Source organism: Pseudomonas sp. LBUM1641 (genome assembly GCF_059716235.1).
The window spans coordinates 241,674-260,342 of record NZ_CP166815.1; the positions used below are offsets into that span (position 1 = coordinate 241,674).

Below are 18,669 nucleotides of genomic sequence, written 5' to 3' on the forward strand. Positions count from 1 at the left end.
CTCCTCGTTAGCAGGCAATAAAGGCCAGGGGCAGGTCGCGGATCTGTTCGCGCACCGGCGGCTGGTAGTGGTCGTCGCTGATCAGTTCGTGCAGCAGTTCTTCACGCAACTGATGGAAGTCGAAACTGCTGCGCTGGCGCGGATGGGGCAGGGCGATGTCCACCACCTGCTTGATCCGCCCCGGGCGGGGCTCCATGACCACCACGCGGTCGGCGAGAAAAATCGCCTCTTCCACGTCGTGGGTCACCAGGATCGTGGTGATTTTCGCCCGCGCGCGGATGGCCAGCAGTTCGTCCTGCATCTGCTGGCGGGTCAGGGCGTCGAGGGCGCCGAAGGGTTCGTCCAGCAGCAGGATGCGCGGGCTGGCCACCAGGCCGCGGGCAATCGCCACCCGTTGCGCCATCCCGCCCGACAGCTGGTGCGGGTAGGCACGAGTGAAGTCGGTGAGGCCCACCAGCTCGATAAAGTCGCCGATGCGCTGCTGCTTTTCGGCAGCGCTCAGGGGCTCGTTGACCAGGCCCAGGCCGATGTTTTCTTCCACCGTCAGCCAAGGGAACAAACGGTGTTCCTGGAACACGATGCCGCGCTCGCCACCAATCCCGCTGACGGCCTTGCCATCGACGCTGATCTGGCCGCGAAACTGTGTGTCCAGGCCTACCAGCAAGCGCAGCAGGGTGGATTTTCCACAGCCGCTGGAGCCGACGATCGCGACGAACTCACCTTCGGCGATATCCAGGTTGAATTCGCGGATGGCCTCCAGTTCGAAGCCGTCGACGTCAAAGGATTTGCCCACATGGGTGAAGCTGACGATAGGTGCGTTCATGCGTGTCTCCAGCGAGTGGCGCGGGTTTCGATGCGTTGGCCGATAAGGTTGAGAGCGGCGCCGGTAAGGCCCACCAGGAGCATGCCGCTCATGATCAAGTCCATGCGCAGCAGTTGCTGGGCACCGATCATCAGGCTGCCGATGCCGCCGTTGGACGGCATGAAATATTCAGCGCCGATGGTGCCCAGCCAGGCGTAGATCAGGCTCAGGCGCAGGCCGGCAAAAATCCCCGCTGCCGCACCCGGCAGCACCAGGCGGCGCAGGCGCTGGCCGAGGCTCAAGCGCAACACCTGAGCTGCTTCATTCAGTTGTGGGGACAGGTTGAGCACGCTGCGTTGAGTGGCGATGAACAGCGGGAAAAACGCGGCCAGGGCGATGAACACCCACTTGGCCAATTCGCCGAGGCCGAACCAGGCAGTGAGCAGCGGTACCCAGGCGAAAATCGCAATCTGGCGCAGGGCGGCGAGTGTCGGGCCGAGTACCCGCTCACTGGTGCGCGACAGGCCCAGCAACAAGCCGACTATGAAGCCCAGGCCGCCGCCCAGCACCAACCCGCCCAAGGTTCGCCCGAGACTCAGGGCCAGGGCGCTGACCAGGCTCATGTCCAGCACCCCGGCAACGGTGGTTTGCAGGACTGCCCATGGGCTGACCAAGATGTTCGGATCCACCCAGGCCTGCTGTGTTGCCAGTTGCCACAGCGCCACTAAACCCAGCGGCAGCAGCCATGGTTGCAGACGTTGCCAGCCGTGGTAGCGCGGGCCACGGCGAATCTGTGCGGTGGCCGGATGCGGCCAGTGCACCCACTTGCGGTCCAGCCAGCCGACGCCGCGGTCCATGACCACGCCCAGCACGCCGATCACCACGATGCACACGAAGACGATATCCAGCATGAACAGTTGCCGCGCCCACACCATCAGGTAGCCGATGCCCTCACTGGAGGCCAGCAGCTCCACGGCCAGCAACGAGGTCCAGCCGGCGGCCAGGGCCAGGCGCACACCGGCCATGAACGCCGGCAATGCGGCCGGCAGAATCAGGCGACGGATCAACAAGTGAGAAGGCAGGCGCAGCACCCGTGCCGCTTCGCGCAGCCCGGGCTGGGCGTCGCGCACCCCCACCAGCGTATGCAGCGTGATCGGCACCACAATCGCCTTCACCAGCACCACCAGCTTGAGGGTTTCGCCAATTCCGAAAAACACCATGAATAGCGGGATCCAGGCCAGGGTCGGGACCTGCGACAAGGCGCTGAACGTCGGGAACACCAGGCGCTCCGCTCGGGGACTGAAACCCAGCAGCGCCCCCAGCAATGCTCCGGCACTCACGCCCGCCAGCAAGCCCCAAAACAGCCGTTGCAGGCTGATCGCCAAGTGGCTCCACAATTCGCCACCGGCCAACTCCACCGCGCTGCTCCAGACCAGCGACGGTGCGGGCAGGATCTGCTCGCTCATCCAGTGATTGCGGCTGGCCAACCACCATAGGGCGAACAACACCAGCGGCAGCAGCCAGGGCAACAGGCGTTCGCCCAGTTGCGGCCAACGTGGCTGCCGCCCTTGGGCAGGGGCCGCCAGTGGCAGGCTCAACAGCGAGATTCGGGCCATGGATGACCTCCGTTGTCCGGTGGGCGTTATGTTTTTTTGATCTTATAAACAAACAATCAAGACGATTGAGGGATAAGAAAAACCATTTAAAGCCGCTACCTGACACGCATCCAATGCATTTGGAGAATATTTTCAATGCTGTTGATGCATAGCCTTCTGGGGCCTGCGTTTGGTGGCCTATAGATCTGAAAGCTATTAAATTGTGAATTTATAGTATTTAAAGTTTTGACCCGCTTATGCCTACTTTCTGCTCCCCAGGCTACCGCCGCCCTCAGGAGCACCCCCTATGAAGCTGCCCTTCAAACGCTTGATCACACTCGTTGCCGGCACGGCGTTGGCCGGGCTGGTGCAGGCTGCCGACCTTAAGGAAATCCGGATTGCCGTGCCCGACCTCACCGCCGGTACTCAACACAGCGGCGGCGGGGTGGTGGACGTGCTGCGTCAACAGCAGATCTTCGAAAAGGCCTTCGCCGACCAGGGCATCAAGATCCAGTGGAATTTCTTCAAGGGCGCGGGCCCCGTGATCAATGAAGCCTTCGCCAATGGCCAGGTGGACCTGGCCTACCTGGGCGACCTGGCGGCAATCATCGGCAAATCCAACGGCCTCGACACGCGCCTGCTGAGTGCCAGCGCCCGAGGCGTCAAACATTATCTGGGGGTGGTGCCGGGTTCGGGCATCAAGACCCTGCAGGACCTCAAGGGCAAGCGCGTTGCGGTGTTCCGCGGCACCGCCAGCCAACTGTCGTTCGACAGCGCTCTGGCCAGCCAGGGCTTGAGTGAAAAAGACCTGAAAGTCATCAACCTGGACTTCAATGCCGCCGTCGCCGCACTGGCCGCCAAGCAGATCGACGCGACCTGGGGCAGTTCGGGCCTGAGCGCATTGCAGGCCAAGGGCCTGGCCGAAATCCCGCTGAGCACCAAGGACCTGGGCGACGCCGGCAGTATCCAGAGCGTGCTGGTGGGCAGTGGCAAGTTTGTCGATGAGCATCCCGAAGCCGTGGCCACGCTACTCAAAGCGCAGCAGCAAGCAGTGCAATGGTTGACCGATGACAACAACAAGCAGGTCTACATCCAGTTGGTGTCGGGGCTGGCCAGTTATCCACCGGTGATTCTCACCAACGATTTGCAAGACCAGAAACTCAGCGAGATATTCCCGTCGACCCTCGACCCGGTGTTCCTCGCCAAATTGCAGGACAAGGTGGACCTGGCATCGCAGCAGCGGTTGATCCGCAAGCCGTTCCAGGTGAGCGATTGGGTGGCGCCGAAGTTGGCGGCCGCCGGAATCTGAAGGCCCCCTATCGCAAGCTTCCTTCGTGGCGGGAGTGAGTGTGGCGGTGCACTAGACCGCCACACTCACCTCCTGCTGATCCACTGCCACCAGCGTCTCGATCATCGCCTTCGCCGCCGGCGACAAGCGAAAACCGGTGCGGCTGACGATCCCGCAACGAGCATTCAGGCTCTCCAGGTTCTGCGGCAGGTTGCGCCAGTGCAGCAGCACCAGCTCACCTTTGGCAATGTCCTCGGCAAACGCCTCTTCGGTGCCCACGCCAATCGCATTCGACTGCAACACGATCTTCACCAATGCCGGGAAATGTTCGGTGTGAATGCTCGGTGAGAAATCCATGCGCCCGCTGAGATTCGCCAGCAGTTTGCGAGTGCCTTGGGAAATCAGCGGCGCGGCCAACGGGTAATCAAACATGTCGTTGGTCGACAGGCTGTCCTTGGCCAGCAGCGGGTGCCCCGGGCGGCAGAAAAACACCCCGCGTTTGGGCGTCAGTGGCCGGGTCTGAAAGTTCGGGTCGGACTCGAACTGGCGGATGTCGGCGATAAAAAATTCGATATCTTCACGGCTCAGGCTGCGGCTGAGCTTTTCCCAGTTATCCACCTGGAAACTGGTGCGGATTTTCGGGTGCGCGGTGATAAAGCGCGCCACCGCATCCGGCACCAGTTTCACCGCCGGCGCCGGGCCGCAACCGAAGCGCAGTTCGCCCGCATCCAGCTTGGTCATGCGCGTGACTTCGCTGCTCAACAAGGCTGCGCCGTGCACCAGGGTCAGGGCGTGTTGCAACACCACCTGGCCTTCGGGCGTGGGGCGCAGGTCCTTGTTGCCCCGGTCTACCAGCACGCAGCCGAACTCCTGTTCCAGCCCCTGGATGCTGCGGCTGAACGCCGGTTGGGTGATGCCCATGGCGTCGGCGGCACGCACAAAACTGCGGTGCTCGTTGAGGGCAATGAAGTAGCGCAGTTGGCGAAGATCCATATGCTTTCCTGGCATTTTAAAAATAGGTCGAAGGCATTTGCGACCGGGGGAGCTGAGGTTTTAAATGCAAGCTCTTATTCCGTCAACGAAGCATTCGTTCATTTGCTAGACCTAAAATGCATATGAATAGAGTCTTGTTGCACGCTACTCCCAACCGAAAGCTGGCACATGAGGGTCATCACCATGAGCAACGCCGCATTAGCTGTTCAACCCGTCGCCCTGGCGCTGGACATCCACCCGGTGGCCGGACGCATCGGCGCCGAGATCCGTGGCATCACCTTATCCGGCGGGCTGGACGCCGCCACTGTCGACGCCATCCAGCAGGCGCTGGTGCAGTACAAGGTGATCTTCTTCCGCGAGCAGACCCACCTCGATGACCAGAGCCAGGAAGCCTTCGCCCATTTGCTCGGCGAGCCGATTGCCCACCCCACCGTACCGGTGCGCGACGGCACGCGGTTCCTGCTGGAACTGGACGGTGCCCGTGGCCAGCGCGCCAACTCGTGGCACACCGACGTGACCTTTGTTGATGCCTACCCGAAAGCCTCGATCCTGCGTTCGGTGCTGGCGCCTGCCTCGGGTGGCGACACTGTCTGGGCCAACACCGCGGCGGCCTACAACGACCTGAATGCCGAACTGCGCGAACTGGCGGACAAGCTCTGGGCCGTGCACAGCAACGAATACGACTACGCCGCGCGCAAGCCGGATGTGTCGCCGGAGAAGCTGGAGGAATACCGCAAGATCTTCACCTCGACGGTCTACGAGACCGAGCACCCGGTGGTGCGTGTGCACCCGGTCAGCGGCGAAAAGACCCTGCTGCTGGGGCACTTCGTCAAACGCCTGAAGGGCTATTCACAGGTGGATTCGGCGCACCTGTTCAACCTTCTGCAAAGCCACGTCACTCGCTTGGAGAACACCGTGCGCTGGCGCTGGAACACCGGCGACGTGGCGATCTGGGACAACCGCGCCACCCAGCATTACGCAGTGGACGACTACGGCACCCAAGAACGCATCGTGCGCCGGGTGACGCTCAAGGGCGATGTGCCGGTGAGCGTGCAGGGGCAGCGTAGCCAGACCACTAAAGGTCTGTAGTCAGACGATCTCTTTGTAATGCTGGAGATCAAAATGTGGGAGCGGGCTTGCTCGCGAAAGCGGTGTACCCGTCACCCTCAAGGTGACGGTCAGTCCGCCTTCGCGAGCAAGCCCGCTCCCACACTGGATTTGTGCTGTTCACCAGACCCCGATCTGCACCACCTTCTCCGCTTCCGGCTCTCCATACCTGAACCATTGGCCACGCAGATCAATCTCGGCGTGGCTGATGGTGGTGCGCCGCTTCAAGCCTCGCAGCCATTCAAACAGATAACCCCGATGCGCCTCGCGCACATCCGCATGCGCCGGGTCGGTGCCCAGGTCGTGCAGTTCCTGCGGGTCATTCTGCAAGTCGAACAACTGCGCGCGGTAACCGTCGTAGGCCAGGTATTTCCAGCGTTCGCTGCGCACCATGGTCATGCGGCAGCGGTCGATGGGCTGGTCGAGGCGTTCCCGGGCCGGGGCCTGGAAGGCGTAGTCGTATTCGGCGATGGCGTAGCGGCGCCAGGTGATGTTTTCACCGTGCAGCAGCGGGATCAGCGAGCGGCCTTCCAGGCGGTGTTCGGCACCGGGTAATCCCAGCGCTTGCAGGAATGTCGGCAGCGCATCGATGGTTTCCACCAGGCGCTCGTCCACCGAGCCACGGCTGATATCGGCGGCAGCCCGAGGGTCGCGCACGATCAGCGGAATACCCACTGCAGGCTCCAGCAGGAATTCTTTTTCACCGAGGAAATGATCGCCGAGGAAGTCACCATGATCGCTGGTAAACACGATCAACGTGTCGTCCCAGCGGCCATTGCTTTCGAGAAAATCAAACAGCCGGCCGAGTTGATCGTCCACCTGCTTGATCAGGCCCATGTAGGTTGGGATCACGTTAAGCCGCACTTCATCCCGGGAGAAATTCAGGCTCTCCTGATGCTGGCGGAAGGCGTGGTACACCGGGTGATCACTTTCCTTTCCGGGCACCGGCCGAATCGGTGCCTGTACATGCTCAGCGGAGTACAGCGCGTGGTACGGCGCCGGGGCGATGTAGGGCCAGTGAGGCTTGATGTACGACAGGTGCAGGCACCACGGTTGCTCGCCTTGCTCGGTGATGAAGTCGATGGCGCGGTCGGTGGTGTAGACGGTTTCCGAGTGCTGTTCATCCACCCGCGCCGGCAGGTGAGCGTTGCGCATGTGCCAGCCGCTGAGGATCTCCCCGGATTTACCGGCCGCCGCATTTGCCCATTCGTGCCACGGGTTGGTGCCGTCGTAGCCTTGTTCGCGCAAGTAGTGGGTGTAGGGCGCGGATTCACGTTTTTCGGTGAACAAGGGGCTGTCGGGAAAGATCCCGTCGTGGCGAAAATAGGCTTCGAAGCCGACCTCATTCAGCGGTTGGGCCTGGGCACTGTCGGGGTCGATGTCCAGGCGTTGCAGGGCTTCGAGATTGGGTGTGGCGTGGGTCTTGCCCACCAGTGCGGTGCGGATGCCGTGGGGCCGCAAATAGTCACCGATAGTCAGTTCTTCCAGGGGCAGCGGCACCGCGTTCCAGGCCACCTGATGGCTGCTGACATAGCGCCCGGTATAAGCCGACATCCGCGACGGGCCGCAGATCGTGCCCTGGGTGTAGGCCCGGCTAAAGCGCACGCCGGCGGCGGCCAGGCGGTCGATGTTGGGGGTGTGCAGATGGGCATGGCCATAGCACGACAGGTAATCGCGGCGCAGTTGGTCGCACATGATGTACAGCACATTGCGTACGGGGTTGGGTTGGGACATGAGGCTTCACCGAACGGAGGACAGGCGAACGATTTCGCCGCTTGGCAGGCCTTGAAGCAAGTGCATTTGGGGAATGGGTTTTATGCAGTGAGTGCATTTGTTTGGCGACTAACGCTTTCGCGAGCAAGCCCGCTCCCACATTCGATCGCGTTTCTACAGGATGTACGCGGTGAAGTGTGGGAGCGGGCTTGCTCGCGAAGGCGGTCGCTCAGACAGCAAAATTCTCCAGCGCGCACACCTCTTCATCCTGCTCATCAATCACCTTGATCTGCTCGATCATCGCCTCCGCCAGCGGTGACAGCCGATACCCCGCGCGACTGACAATCCCATAGCGGGTGTAGCGCTCCTCCAGGTCTTCCGCCAAACCTTCAATCCGCAGGCACACCAGCTCGCCACGGGCCATGTGCAGTACGTCGCTGTTGGCGCTGACGATGCCGATAGCGTCCGAACGCAGCACCACGCCCAGCAGGCTGTAGCCGTTTTCGCATTCGACATTGGGCGTGTAGTCGGGTCGGCCGCTAAGGTCGACGATGACCTTGCGCAGGTTCGGCGGGCGAATCGTCACCGCCAGCGGATAGCTCATCAGCTCGGCAGCGGTCACGCTTTCCAGGCCTGCCAACGGGTGCCCGGCGCGGCAGCAGAAGTGCCATTTACGCGGGCGCAAGCGGTGGGTCTGGTAATCCGGGTGGGCCTCGAAATGCCGGGTGTCGGCGACGAAAAATTCGAACTCTTCGCTGAGCAGGCGCTTGCTCAGGCTTTGCCAGTCGTCCACCTGGAACTGCACCCGGGCCTTGGGGTAGCGCCCGATAAAACTGCCGATGGCCCTCGGGATCAAACCTGCCGCTGGCGCCGGGCCGCAACCGAAGCGCAGCTCACCCGCCTCCAGCCCGTTGAACTGGCTGATCTCATTCGCCAGTTGCTGGGCGCCGCTGACCAGCCGCCGCGCATGTTCGAGCAGCACCTGGCCTTGTTTGGTCGGCGCCAGGTCCTTGCGGCCACGGTCTACCAGCTGGCAACCGGCGCTGAGTTCCAGCGCCTGGATGCTGCGGCTGAAGGCCGATTGCGACAGGTTCACGGTCACCGCCGCCGCGACGAAACTGCGTTGCTCGGCAAGGGCGATGAAGTGGCGAAGTTGGCGCAGGTCGATATGCATTTTTCACATTGAAAATATCGGGGAAATGCATTGGCTATGCATTAGGTCGACTCCTTATAAAGGCTATCTCTTATGCAGTAAATGTTTGTAAAAACATAAATAAATAGCCTTTAGGAATATGCGATCCAGCGTATTTCCTGACACCGGAGCCGCTTATGAGCCTGTTGAATCGCGCTGTCCCTCCCTCTCCCTGGCGCCTTAAACGCCTGCCGATGGCGCTGTTGCTGGCGGGCAGTGCCGGTTGGTCCAGCAGCCAGGCGGCCGATGAGCCCGCGCCGGCGCCCAAGGGTGAGAACGCCAGTGGCCAGTTGGAAACGGTCACGGTGACGGCGCGGCGGCGTACCGAAAGTGCCCAGGACGTGCCCACGCCCATGAGCGTGATCGGCGGCCAGGCCCTGGAGAGCCAGCGGGTCTACCGGATTCAGGATTTGCAGCAGCTGGTGCCCAGCGTCAACGTCGCCTACATGCATGCGCGTCAGTCCAGCGTGTCGATTCGCGGGTTGGGGAACAACCCGGCCAGTGACGGCCTGGAAGGCAGCGTGGGGTTGTACATCGACAACGTGTATCTGGGGCGGCCGGGGATGGCCGTGTTCGACTTGATGGACATCGAACAGCTCGAAGTACTGCGCGGTCCCCAAGGCACGCTGTTCGGCAAGAACACCACCGCCGGGGTGATCAATATCAGCACCCGCGCGCCGAGTTTTACTCCGGAGCGCAGTATTGAGACTTCCTTGGGCGAGGACGGTTATTTCCAGACCAAAGGCACGATTTCCGGCCCGCTGACCGAGGATCTGGCGGGACGTTTTTCCGCGTACCGCACCCGCAGCGACGGCGACATCAAGAACGAGTACGACGGCCACGACCTCAATGGCGGCTCGCGCCAGGGCTTTCGCGGCCAACTGCTGTACAAGCCCAGCGACACGTTCAACCTGCGCTGGATCGGCGACTACAACGAAGAGGACTCCAGCGCCGGCACCCGCGTGCTGTACAGCACCGGGCCGATCATCAATGGCACCAACCTGTATCAATCGCGGGCGGCGGCGGCAGGCGCGACCCTGGTCGACGGCACGCACCGCAAGGTCAACCTCGACAGCGACCAGCACGTCACCGTGTTTCAGGGCGGCACTTCGCTGGAAGCCAACTGGACGCTGCCCAGCGACTTCACCCTGACCTCGGTCAGCTCCTACCGCTGGTGGAATTTCACCCCGCGCAACGACGACGGTCTCAATGTACCGGCCTCCTACAACGCCGGCGTGTCGGTGGAAGACAAGCAGTGGTCCCAGGAATTTCGCCTGGCCTCACCCACCGGTGGCTTCTTCGATTACGTGCTCGGCGCCTACTACTTCGGCTCCGACCTGGACAACAAATCCTTCGCCTATTACGGGCCCAAGGCCGACATCTGGAACGGCACGCCCACGGGCGCCTTGAACAACGTCAGCAGCGTGGGCAACGGGCATATCCGCACCGACAGTTTTGCGCTGTTCGCCCAAGGCACCTGGCACCTGACCGAGCGTCTGGATTTCACCGCCGGCCTGCGGGGTACCTATGAACAGAAAAGTGCCTGGGTCACGCGCAACGCACCTATTGGCGGCGCTGCGGTGACCGGTGCAGCGGCCACTGCACGACGCGGTCGAGCGGGGGCATATGACTCCGGCGACCTCAACCAATACAGCACCAGCCCGTCCGGGTTGTTGAACCTCAGCTATCGGTTCAACGACGACTTGCTGGGCTACGCCACCTTGTCCCATGGCGAGAAATCCGGCGGGGTCAACCTGGCGGTCGGCTCCGCACCCACGGCCGGGCCGGATTCGCTGTTGATCGGTACCGAGCGCGCCAACAATGCCGAGCTGGGTTTCAAAAGCACCCTGTGGGACCGCCGCCTGCAACTCAACGCCAACCTGTTCTGGACCCAGGTCAACGGCTACCAGACCAACGCCTACGACGACAGCAACCGCGTGCAGTACCTGACCAACGCCGGCTCGGTGCGCTCACGGGGCGTGGAGGTGGAGAGTACGCTGATCCCGATCAAGGGCCTGACGCTCAACATCAACGGCTCGTACAACGACGTGCAGTACCTGTCGTACAAAGATGCGCCGTGCCCGCCGGAAGTCAGCCTGCGCCCGGGCGCGCCGGCTTCGTGCGACTTGAGTGGCCATCAGGTGGTGGGCGCTTCGAAGTGGATCGCCAACGCCAATGGCGAATACAAATGGAACCTGGATAACGGCTTCGAACCCTACGTCACCGCCAGTTATGCGTTCCGCTCCAAGGCGGTGGGCACGGTTGAAGATTCCGATTACGGGCAGATCCCGGCCTACGCGGTGGTCAACCTCTCCACCGGCCTGCGGGGTAACTACCAGCAGGGGCAGTGGGACGTGTCGTTGTGGCTGAAGAACGCCTTCGACAAGACCTACTACACCACCCTGTGGACCGGCGGTAACGGGGGGTATGAAGGGCTGTTGGGCACCCCGCGCACGCTTGGGGTGACCGGGCGTTACGACTTCTAGGCCGCCACCGGCGCGGTGCGATACGTCGCAGGGCTAAACACCCGGGTGAGTATCAGCATCGCCACCACCGTCAGCGTCAGCACCAGCCAGGCGCTGACGAAACTGCCGGTCAGTTCCCGCAGCCAGCCGGTCAGCCACGGCGAGATGGCGTTGATCAAAAAGCCCACGCCCTGGACGAACGCGGCCAGTTGGCCGGCTTCCCGAGGGTCGCGGCGGTGATCCAGGGTCAGCAGCAGGCTGAGGGCAAAACATGCGCCCAGGCCGAAGCCGACCAGCGCCACCCACAGGTGCGGGAATTCCAGCGGCGCTACCAGCAGGCCGATATAGCCCACGGTCTGGGCCAGCAGGCTGATGCTCAGCAACGGTCGACGATCAATGCCGCGTTGCGCCAGGGCGGGCATCAACAGCGCGGCGATCACCTGGAAGATCGTCATGAACGCCAGCAGCGAACCACTAGGCAATACGTCCCAACCCAGCTGCTGATAGTAGGCCGGCAACCACGCGACCATGCTCATGTAGCCGCAATTCACCAGGCCGAAATACAACGCCAGCAACCACGCACGACGGTTGCGCAGGCCCTGGAACGGCGCCGTCACCTGCGGGTTTTTCGCCGCGCCCAATGGCAGCCACGCCCACAGCAACAGCGCGCCCAGGGCCGGTAGCAGCCAGATCCCGAGCCCCGCCTGCCAGTGCTGGAAATGCCCCGCCACCAACGGGCTGAGCAGCGCCGCCAAGCCACCGCCGCCCATCAGCGACGCCGAGTAAACCCCCATCGCCAGCGGCACGCGCTGGTGAAACTGGCGCTTGATCATCGCCGGCACCAGCGCCTGGATCAGCGCCACACCCGCGCCGCCGAACAGTGCGGTGGCCAGCAGCGCCGGCGCCTGGCCAAACAGCCAGCGCGCGAGGCATGCCAGCAGAATCATCATCAGGCCGAGGGCAATCCCGCGACGCTCCCCCAGCTTTGCCTCCAGGCGCACACCCACTAATGCCACCAGGCCCATGCAGATGACTGGCAGGCTGGTGAGCAGGGCGCTGCTCTGGAAACTCAGCCCGGTGGCCAAGCGGATTTCCCCCAGCAATGGGCTGATGGAGCTGAGGATGGGCCGCAGGTTCAGGCCCAGCACTACCAGCAAACCCCAGCCGGCGAGTTTGCCGGCGAACGAATTATTCAGCGTCATGCAGGGCCTGCCATTCACCGTAAAGAGCTTGCATCGCCGCCTGTGGCAGATGCTGCACGGGCAATTTTTGCTCCGCCAAAGGCAACGCCATTTGCTGGTAGATCGCCGCTGTCGACAGGCCAAAAGGTGCCGCCACTTCGTTGCTGGCGGCGAATACCACGCGGGACACGCCGCACAGGTACATCGCACTCAGGCACATCGGGCAGGGCTGGCCGCTGGCGTAGATCACGCAGCCTTCCAGGCGCGGGCCGAGTTGTTGGCTGGCGGCGCGGATGGCGAGCATCTCGGCGTGGGCGGTGGGGTCCTGGCTCAAGTGGATTTCGTTGACCGCTTCCACGAGCACCTTGCCGTCGCGCACCAGGACCGCACCAAACGGGCGGCCACCGGCGGCTACGTTCGCCTTGGCCAGTTTTACGGCGTGATGCAGATGCTGCTGATCGTCAGTCATGGAAAACCCCTCGTGCGCAATGAGGCGTGAAGTATGGGCAGCCGCCGGAGTATTCTGAAATTAAATATAACCATGCCAATCAGTGGCAAATGGAATGGTGGGGCCCATGTTCGATCCCGTCTTATTGCGCAGCTTTGTTGCCGTCGTCGATTGCGGCAATTTCACCCGCGCGGCCGAGCGCCTGCATCTGACCCAGTCCACGGTCAGCCAACAGATCCGCCGCCTCGAAGAGGCACTCGGCAGCCAGGTGCTCGACCGCGATCAGCGTCGCGTGGTGGCCACGGTGGAGGGCGAACGCTTGCTGGCTTATGCGCGGCGCATCCTGGCGCTGCACGAAGAGGCGGCTGACGTGCTGATCAACCAGCAGAGCGATGGCGTGCTGCGCCTCGCGGTGCCCGAGGACTTTGCGGCTGAGCGCTTGATGCCATTGCTGTCGGCGTTTGTGCAGGCTTATCCGCGGGTACGCCTGGAAGTCACCAGCGGCTTGGGGCCGGAGTTGCTGCGGGATTATCGCGGCGGTGAATTCGACGTGCTGCTGGTCAAGCAGATGGGCGACAGTGATGACTGCCTGGCGTCTTGGCCAGAGCCGTTGTGCTGGGTCGACAGCCGCAGCGCGCCATCCCTGGGACGTGATCCGTTGCCGCTGGTGGCGTTTCCTGCCGGTGGCCTGTATCGCAATGAAATGTTGCATCACCTGGAGGTGGGTGGCTGGCGCTGGCGCATCGGTTATTCCAGCGCGAGCCTGGCCAGCGTGTGTTCGGCGGTGGCGGCGGGGCTGGGAATCAGCTTGCTGCCGGTGCGGGTCGTGCAGCCCGGGCATGTGGTGTTGGGCGCAGACAGCGGTTTGCCGGCGGTGCAGGGCGTGCGGCTGGCGCTGTATGGCCGCAATGGCCTGGGCGCGGCGGGGCAGGCGTTGCTGCGCCAATTGCAGGATTTATGTGCCAGTAACCCCCGCTGAGCCATGCCTTCAGTGAATATTTTGTATGCCTCAAAAGCATTCGGATTTTGCGCCTCGGCGCCAGGCCACGCAGGCCGTGGCTTCGGCGTTTCTGGATGTTTCGGATATTCAATTTAGATCTATCTATAACTTTAAAGATTACTTTAAGAGATAAGCGTCTGGCCCCGATGATTCAGCCCTCGACGGCCGCCAAGGCAGGCCCGTCGGTTTTTTTGCTTAAGACCGCAGGGGAGTTAATCAATGGGCAATGTCCAGACCGCCGCCAGTGCACAAGAGGCGCAATGGCGCCACGCACCGGGTGGTGAGTTGGTCGACCTTGGCCGGCCGCATCGCGCGCCGTTGGGGCAGTTGCGTACGCAGAAAACCCCCAAGGGTGTGCTGAGTCGGCGTGAAGCGATCCTGTTGGGGATTCTCGCGTTGGCCTTGCATGGTGCGGTGATCTATTGGGTCAGCCAGAAGCCAACCCCGGTGCTGCCGATTGTGCCGCCGGAAATTCCGCCAATGACGATCGAATTTTCCCAGCCGGCGCCGCCGGTTGTGGAGCCGCCACCGCCCGTGCCGCCACCGCCGCCATCACCGGTTGTCGAGCCACCGCCACCGGTGGTTGATGAATTGGCCGCCAAGCCGGCGCCGAAAAAGATTCCGAAACCCAAGCCGGTACCCAAGCCTGTGCCCAAGCCCGCACCGAAACCGGTCGCCGAGCAGCCGCCCGCACCGCCTGTACCTGCGCCACCGGCTCCAGCACCCGCACCGCCTGCGCCAGCGCCGGTAACACCGGCCTCGGCCAACGCCGCGTACCTGAAGAACCCGGCGCCCGAATACCCGTCACTGGCCCAGCGCCGGGGTTGGGAAGGCACGGTGTTGTTGCGGGTGCATGTGTTGGCTACCGGCAAACCGGGTGAGATCCAGATTCAGAAAAGCAGTGGTCGCCAGCAGCTCGACGAAGCCGCACTGGCTGCCGTGAAGCGCTGGAGTTTTGTACCGGCCAAGCAGGGCGATGTGGCCCAGGACGGCTGGGTCAGCGTACCGATCGATTTCAAGATTCATTAATTATTGGATGCGGTGTGTCGGACACATCGCGACCTGCACAGAGGGAATACATCATGGCATTAGCATCTCCAACTGAGTCCATCGAAAGCGCGGTGATCTGGCTGCTGGTGGTTTTTTCGGTCGCCACCTGGGGCCTGGCCCTGCTCAAGGGCGTCCAGTTCGGCCGCCTCAAGTCCCAGGATCGCAAATTTCATAAACAGTTCTGGGCGGCCTCTAGTCTGGATTCGGCCGCTGAACTGGCTGAAACCAAGCCGGGCGCTGCCGCTCGTGTGGCCCAGGCCGGTTACGCCGCGATTCAGGTGGGTGAGGCGCCACACGCTGCTGACCTGAGCCAGGCGATCAATCATCAGGACCGCCTCGAACGTGCACTGCGCCAACAAATTGTGCGTGAGCGCCGCTCCCTGGAAACCGGCCTGGCCGTGGTTGCGAGTATCGGCAGCACCTCGCCGTTTATCGGTCTGTTCGGTACCGTTTGGGGGATCATGGAAGCCTTGAAAGGCATCAGTGCCGCCGGCTCCGCCAGCCTCGAAACCGTGGCCGGGCCGATTGGTGCCGCGTTGGTCGCCACCGGTGTGGGTATCGCCGTCGCGGTGCCGGCGGTGCTGGTTTACAACTACTTCCTGCGTCGCCTGAAACTCACGGCTGCGGACCTGGACGACTTTGCCCATGACTTCTACAGCCTGGCGCAGAAGAACTCGTTCCGTGTGCTGCTGCACCCGACGTTGAGCAAGGCCGGTGCCCAGGGCGGCGTGCAAAAAGTGAAGGAGGCGTCCTGAGATGGCCTTCTCCACGCAAGACAGCGATGAGGTGCTGAGTGAGATCAACGTCACGCCGTTGGTGGATGTGATGTTGGTGCTGCTGGTGGTGTTTATCGTCACGGCGCCGTTGTTGACCAATGCGATTCCGATCAACCTGCCCAAGACTGAGGCCGTGGCGCCGGTGGAGCAGAAAGACCCGCTGGTGGTGAGTATTGATGCTGCCGGCAAACTGTTTATCAACAAGGATGAAATCCAGCCGGATTTGCTGGAATTCAACTTGCAGTCGGCCAAGGCCAAGGACCCGGATGTTCGGGTGCAACTGCAGGCTGACGATGGAGTTAATTATGGCGAAGTGGCGCGAGCCATGGCGTCTATCGAGCGCGCGGGGATTACCAAGCTGTCGGTGATTACTGCACGTTAGTTTCAAATGCCTCGACGATTTTTTTGGCCGTTTCCTTGGCAGGGTGCGGCCTTTTTTTTTGGCTTTGGTTTTTTGGGGGGCTGGGTACATATCCGTTATTTGGGTGATGGCTTCGATTGGTTCCGCTCTTACAGCGGGTCACTTTTGGCAAACGCCCCAAAAGTAACCAAAAGGTCTTTGGCCCACCACTCGGTGCCTCGCCTGGGCTCGGCATGCCCGCACTCCGGCCCGATTCCGCGGGCCGCCGCGACGGGCCATCCATGGCCCGGCGCGGCTAAATCGGCTTCCCTGCCGATTTACCCGCTCCACCGTGCCTACTTGCGGCCATCGTGGTTAACGGGGCCCGCAGATCAAGATCACAAGCAGATCAAAAGCAAGAGCACAGCGGCCTACAGGCCGGCTTGAGTGGTAAAAGCAAAAACAGAGCTGCTTTTCTGTAGGAGCGAGCTTGCTCGCGAAAAACCTGAGGGCGCCGTGTTGAATCAGGATGCCAGCGTCATCGTTAACGACCTTCGCGAGCAAGCCCGCTCCCACATTCGGACCGTGCCCGCTTTAGCTTCTGATTTTGCTGTTGCTGTTGCTGTTGCTGTTGCTTCACCACACTCAAGCCGGCCGGTAGGCCGCTGTGCTCTGGCTTTTGATCTGCTTTTGATCTTGATCTTAGGCGCCCCGTTAAACCACGCTGGCCGAACGTAGGCAGTACGGAGCGGGTAAACCGGCAGGACGCCGGTTTAGCCGCGACGGGGCAGGGACGCCCCGTCGCGGCGGCCCGCTTCGTGCTGCCGGAGCTGAGGGCACACCGAGCCTAGGCGAGGTGCCGAGTGGTGGGGCAAGAGCGTTTTGCTTACTTTTGCGCTCTTCAAAAGTGAGCCGCTGTAAGAGCGGAACCAATCGAAGCCGTTACCTAAATAACGGATATGTACCCCCAACCCCCTAAATCCCCCCCCCACCCTCAAACAAGCATTTTGGTTATTAATAAATAGCTTCTTATTCCTTAACGAATATATACCCCGTGCCTATACTGACCCACAACGTTAAACGCTGCAGGAGGGCACACCCATGCACAGCGAGTCGATTCGTTATCTGATCGTGCCGGGCTGGCAAGGATCGCCAGAAGATCATTGGCAAAGTCATTGGCAGAACAGCCTGCCCAACAGCGCGCGCGTAGAGCAGGCCGACTGGCTCACCCCGCGCCGCGAAGACTGGGTGGCCGCACTGGCCGAAGCCATCGCCGCCGACAGCACCCCGGTGATTCTGATCGCCCATAGCCTGGGCTGCATCACCGTCGCCCATTGGGCCGCCACCGCACCGGTGCAGTTCCTGCGTCAGGTACGCGGCGCTCTGCTGGTGGCCCCGGCCGATGTCGAACGCCCTGCCTGCGCTCCCGCCCTGCGTAACTTTGCGCCCATCCCCAGTGACCTGCTGCCGTTCCCAAGCCAGGTCGTCAGCTCCGACAACGACAGCGCCGTCAGCGCCACCCGCGCCCTGGAACTGGCGCGTAACTGGGGCGCCGAAGCGGGGATTCTCGCAGGGGCCGGGCATATCAATGTGAAGTCCGGCCATCAACGCTGGGAACAGGGTTTCGCCTACCTCTATCGCCTGCAAAATCGCCTGGAACATCACTCCCGGCGCCGTGCATAAAATTTTTTAAACGCCCCTTCCCCTTCGTGGATGGGGCGGGAGTCTGCCATGAGCCTGCATGAAACCTTCGGTCAGCCCCTGCTGACCTTCCCCGACGCCGAAAAAAGCCCCCTGAGCATTCGTGCCAAGGCGCTGGTATTTGTCGACCCACGTTCGCGGCAACTGCGCGAAGACCTCGAAAACCTCGCCCCCCGTGCCTTGCCCGTGTTGATCCGTGGCGAAACCGGCAGCGGCAAGGAATTGCTCGCGCGGCATATCCACCGTGGCAGCGACCGTACCGGTTTGTTTGTCTCGGTGAATTGCGGCGCCATCAGCCCGACTTACGCCGACGCCGAGTTGTTCGGCTATGCCGCAGGCAGCCACAGCGGTGCAGCCAGTAGCCGTGCCGGCTGGTTTGGCTCGGCCAACGGCGGCACGTTGTACCTGGATGAAATCGGCGACCTGCCGTTGCCGATCCAGGTCAAGTTGCTGGCGGCGCTGGAAAACCATGAAGTCACTCGCGTCGGGGCCCATCAGCCAAGCCCGGTGGATGTGCGGCTGGTGGCCGCCACCAGTATCGACCTCGCCCAGGCCGTAGCGGCCGGCAAGTTTCACGAGCGCTTGTTCCATTACCTCAGCGAAGGCCAGTTGGAGTTGCCGGCACTGCGCGAGCGGGTGGGCGATATCCTGTCACTGGCCGAGTATTTCCTCGGCATCTACAGCCAGCGCCTCGACCTGCCGGTGCCGCTGATCAGCGACGAGGCCCAGCGTGTGTTGGAGCATCACACCTGGCCGGGGAACACGCGGGAGTTGGAGAACGTGATTCACTTTGCCCTGTTGGTCAGCAGTGGCGACGAAATTTTGCCGGAGCATTTGAACCTGCCGCTGCCGTCGGTGACGCAGATCGAACATCACGCGCGGCAGATCCTCAGTAGCGGCACCGAGGCCGAGCGCAGTGCGCTGAAGCGTCTACTGGAGGGGTTGGCGTCTACATGAACAAAATGGAATATCAAAGTGAATAAAAAGTATTGTTCTGGAATAAAAAACCTCGGTATTG

General features: G+C 62.2%; 16 protein-coding genes. 9 read left to right on the forward strand and 7 right to left on the reverse strand.

The genetic code is table 11. The features are described from left to right. Positions 1–7: 7 nt before the first annotated feature. Positions 8–823, reverse strand: a complete 816-nt coding sequence (locus tag ACA046_RS01045; protein WP_404607885.1) for an ABC transporter ATP-binding protein — start codon at positions 821–823, stop codon at positions 8–10. Continuing rightward, positions 820–2,418, reverse strand: a complete 1,599-nt coding sequence (locus tag ACA046_RS01050; protein ID WP_497675734.1) for an ABC transporter permease — start codon at positions 2,416–2,418, stop codon at positions 820–822. Before ACA046_RS01050 ends, ACA046_RS01045 begins: the two co-directional genes overlap by 4 nt. 286 nt (positions 2,419–2,704) lie before the next feature. Between ACA046_RS01050 and ACA046_RS01055 the strand changes: the two genes are divergently transcribed. After that, positions 2,705–3,706 (forward strand): ABC transporter substrate-binding protein, encoded by a 1,002-nt coding sequence (locus ACA046_RS01055; RefSeq protein ID WP_497675735.1) that lies wholly within the window; start codon positions 2,705–2,707, stop codon positions 3,704–3,706. Positions 3,707–3,757: 51 nt separating this feature from the next. Here the strand turns inward: ACA046_RS01055 and ACA046_RS01060 are convergent, their stop codons facing one another. Beyond that, on the reverse strand, positions 3,758–4,678 hold the full coding sequence (locus ACA046_RS01060) for a LysR family transcriptional regulator (RefSeq protein WP_459025267.1): 921 nt from the start codon (positions 4,676–4,678) through the stop codon (positions 3,758–3,760). Positions 4,679–4,861: 183 nt separating this feature from the next. On the opposite strand from ACA046_RS01060, the gene ACA046_RS01065 reads away from it, so the two are divergent. Beyond that, positions 4,862–5,767, forward strand: a complete 906-nt coding sequence (locus ACA046_RS01065; protein ID WP_497675736.1) for a TauD/TfdA dioxygenase family protein — start codon at positions 4,862–4,864, stop codon at positions 5,765–5,767. A gap of 138 nt (positions 5,768–5,905) precedes the next feature. Here ACA046_RS01065 and ACA046_RS01070 read toward each other — a convergent pair whose 3' ends face one another. Both ACA046_RS01070 and ACA046_RS01075 read right to left on the reverse strand, forming a co-directional pair. Then, entirely contained in the window at positions 5,906–7,519 is a 1,614-nt protein-coding gene (locus tag ACA046_RS01070) for an alkaline phosphatase family protein (RefSeq protein ID WP_497675737.1), read from the reverse strand. A 208-nt stretch (positions 7,520–7,727) separates the two neighbouring features. After that, positions 7,728–8,672, reverse strand: coding sequence for a LysR family transcriptional regulator (locus ACA046_RS01075; RefSeq protein ID WP_318303807.1), 945 nt, complete (start codon positions 8,670–8,672; stop codon positions 7,728–7,730). 155 nt (positions 8,673–8,827) lie between these two features. Here ACA046_RS01075 and ACA046_RS01080 point away from each other — a divergent pair, with 155 nt between their 5' ends. Next, positions 8,828–11,176, forward strand: coding sequence for a TonB-dependent receptor (locus ACA046_RS01080; RefSeq protein ID WP_497675738.1), 2,349 nt, complete (start codon positions 8,828–8,830; stop codon positions 11,174–11,176). Here ACA046_RS01080 and ACA046_RS01085 read toward each other — a convergent pair. Together ACA046_RS01085 and ACA046_RS01090 are read right to left on the reverse strand one after the other, a co-directional pair. Next, positions 11,173–12,357 carry a CynX/NimT family MFS transporter gene (locus ACA046_RS01085; protein ID WP_497675739.1) on the reverse strand — a complete coding sequence of 395 codons (1,185 nt, stop codon included), beginning with the start codon at positions 12,355–12,357 and terminating at the stop codon, positions 11,173–11,175. The genes ACA046_RS01080 and ACA046_RS01085 overlap by 4 nt on opposite strands. Further along, positions 12,344–12,805 (reverse strand): nucleoside deaminase, encoded by a 462-nt coding sequence (locus tag ACA046_RS01090; RefSeq protein ID WP_459025279.1) that lies wholly within the window; start codon positions 12,803–12,805, stop codon positions 12,344–12,346. Before ACA046_RS01090 ends, ACA046_RS01085 begins: the two co-directional genes overlap by 14 nt. 106 nt (positions 12,806–12,911) lie before the next feature. Here ACA046_RS01090 and ACA046_RS01095 point away from each other — a divergent pair, with 106 nt between their 5' ends. The 6 genes from ACA046_RS01095 (at position 12,912) to ACA046_RS01120 (ending at position 18,608) form a co-directional block, all read left to right on the forward strand. After that, the gene (locus tag ACA046_RS01095) at positions 12,912–13,763 is read left to right on the forward strand and encodes a LysR family transcriptional regulator (RefSeq protein ID WP_497675740.1); all 852 of its coding nucleotides are present in this window, start codon (positions 12,912–12,914) and stop codon (positions 13,761–13,763) included. A gap of 240 nt (positions 13,764–14,003) precedes the next feature. Then, positions 14,004–14,813: an energy transducer TonB gene (locus ACA046_RS01100; protein WP_497675741.1), complete on the forward strand. Its 810-nt coding sequence runs from the start codon at positions 14,004–14,006 to the stop codon at positions 14,811–14,813. A gap of 50 nt (positions 14,814–14,863) precedes the next feature. Next, positions 14,864–15,589, forward strand: coding sequence for a MotA/TolQ/ExbB proton channel family protein (locus tag ACA046_RS01105; RefSeq protein ID WP_143503593.1), 726 nt, complete (start codon positions 14,864–14,866; stop codon positions 15,587–15,589). Position 15,590: 1 nt separating this feature from the next. After that, positions 15,591–15,992 (forward strand): ExbD/TolR family protein, encoded by a 402-nt coding sequence (locus ACA046_RS01110; protein WP_003218118.1) that lies wholly within the window; start codon positions 15,591–15,593, stop codon positions 15,990–15,992. Positions 15,993–17,051: 1,059 nt separating this feature from the next. Continuing rightward, positions 17,052–17,633, forward strand: a complete 582-nt coding sequence (locus tag ACA046_RS01115) for an alpha/beta hydrolase (RefSeq protein ID WP_010168877.1) — start codon at positions 17,052–17,054, stop codon at positions 17,631–17,633. 48 nt (positions 17,634–17,681) lie between these two features. After that, positions 17,682–18,608: a sigma 54-interacting transcriptional regulator gene (locus ACA046_RS01120; RefSeq protein ID WP_497675742.1), complete on the forward strand. Its 927-nt coding sequence runs from the start codon at positions 17,682–17,684 to the stop codon at positions 18,606–18,608. The last annotated feature ends 61 nt before the right edge of the window (positions 18,609–18,669 follow it).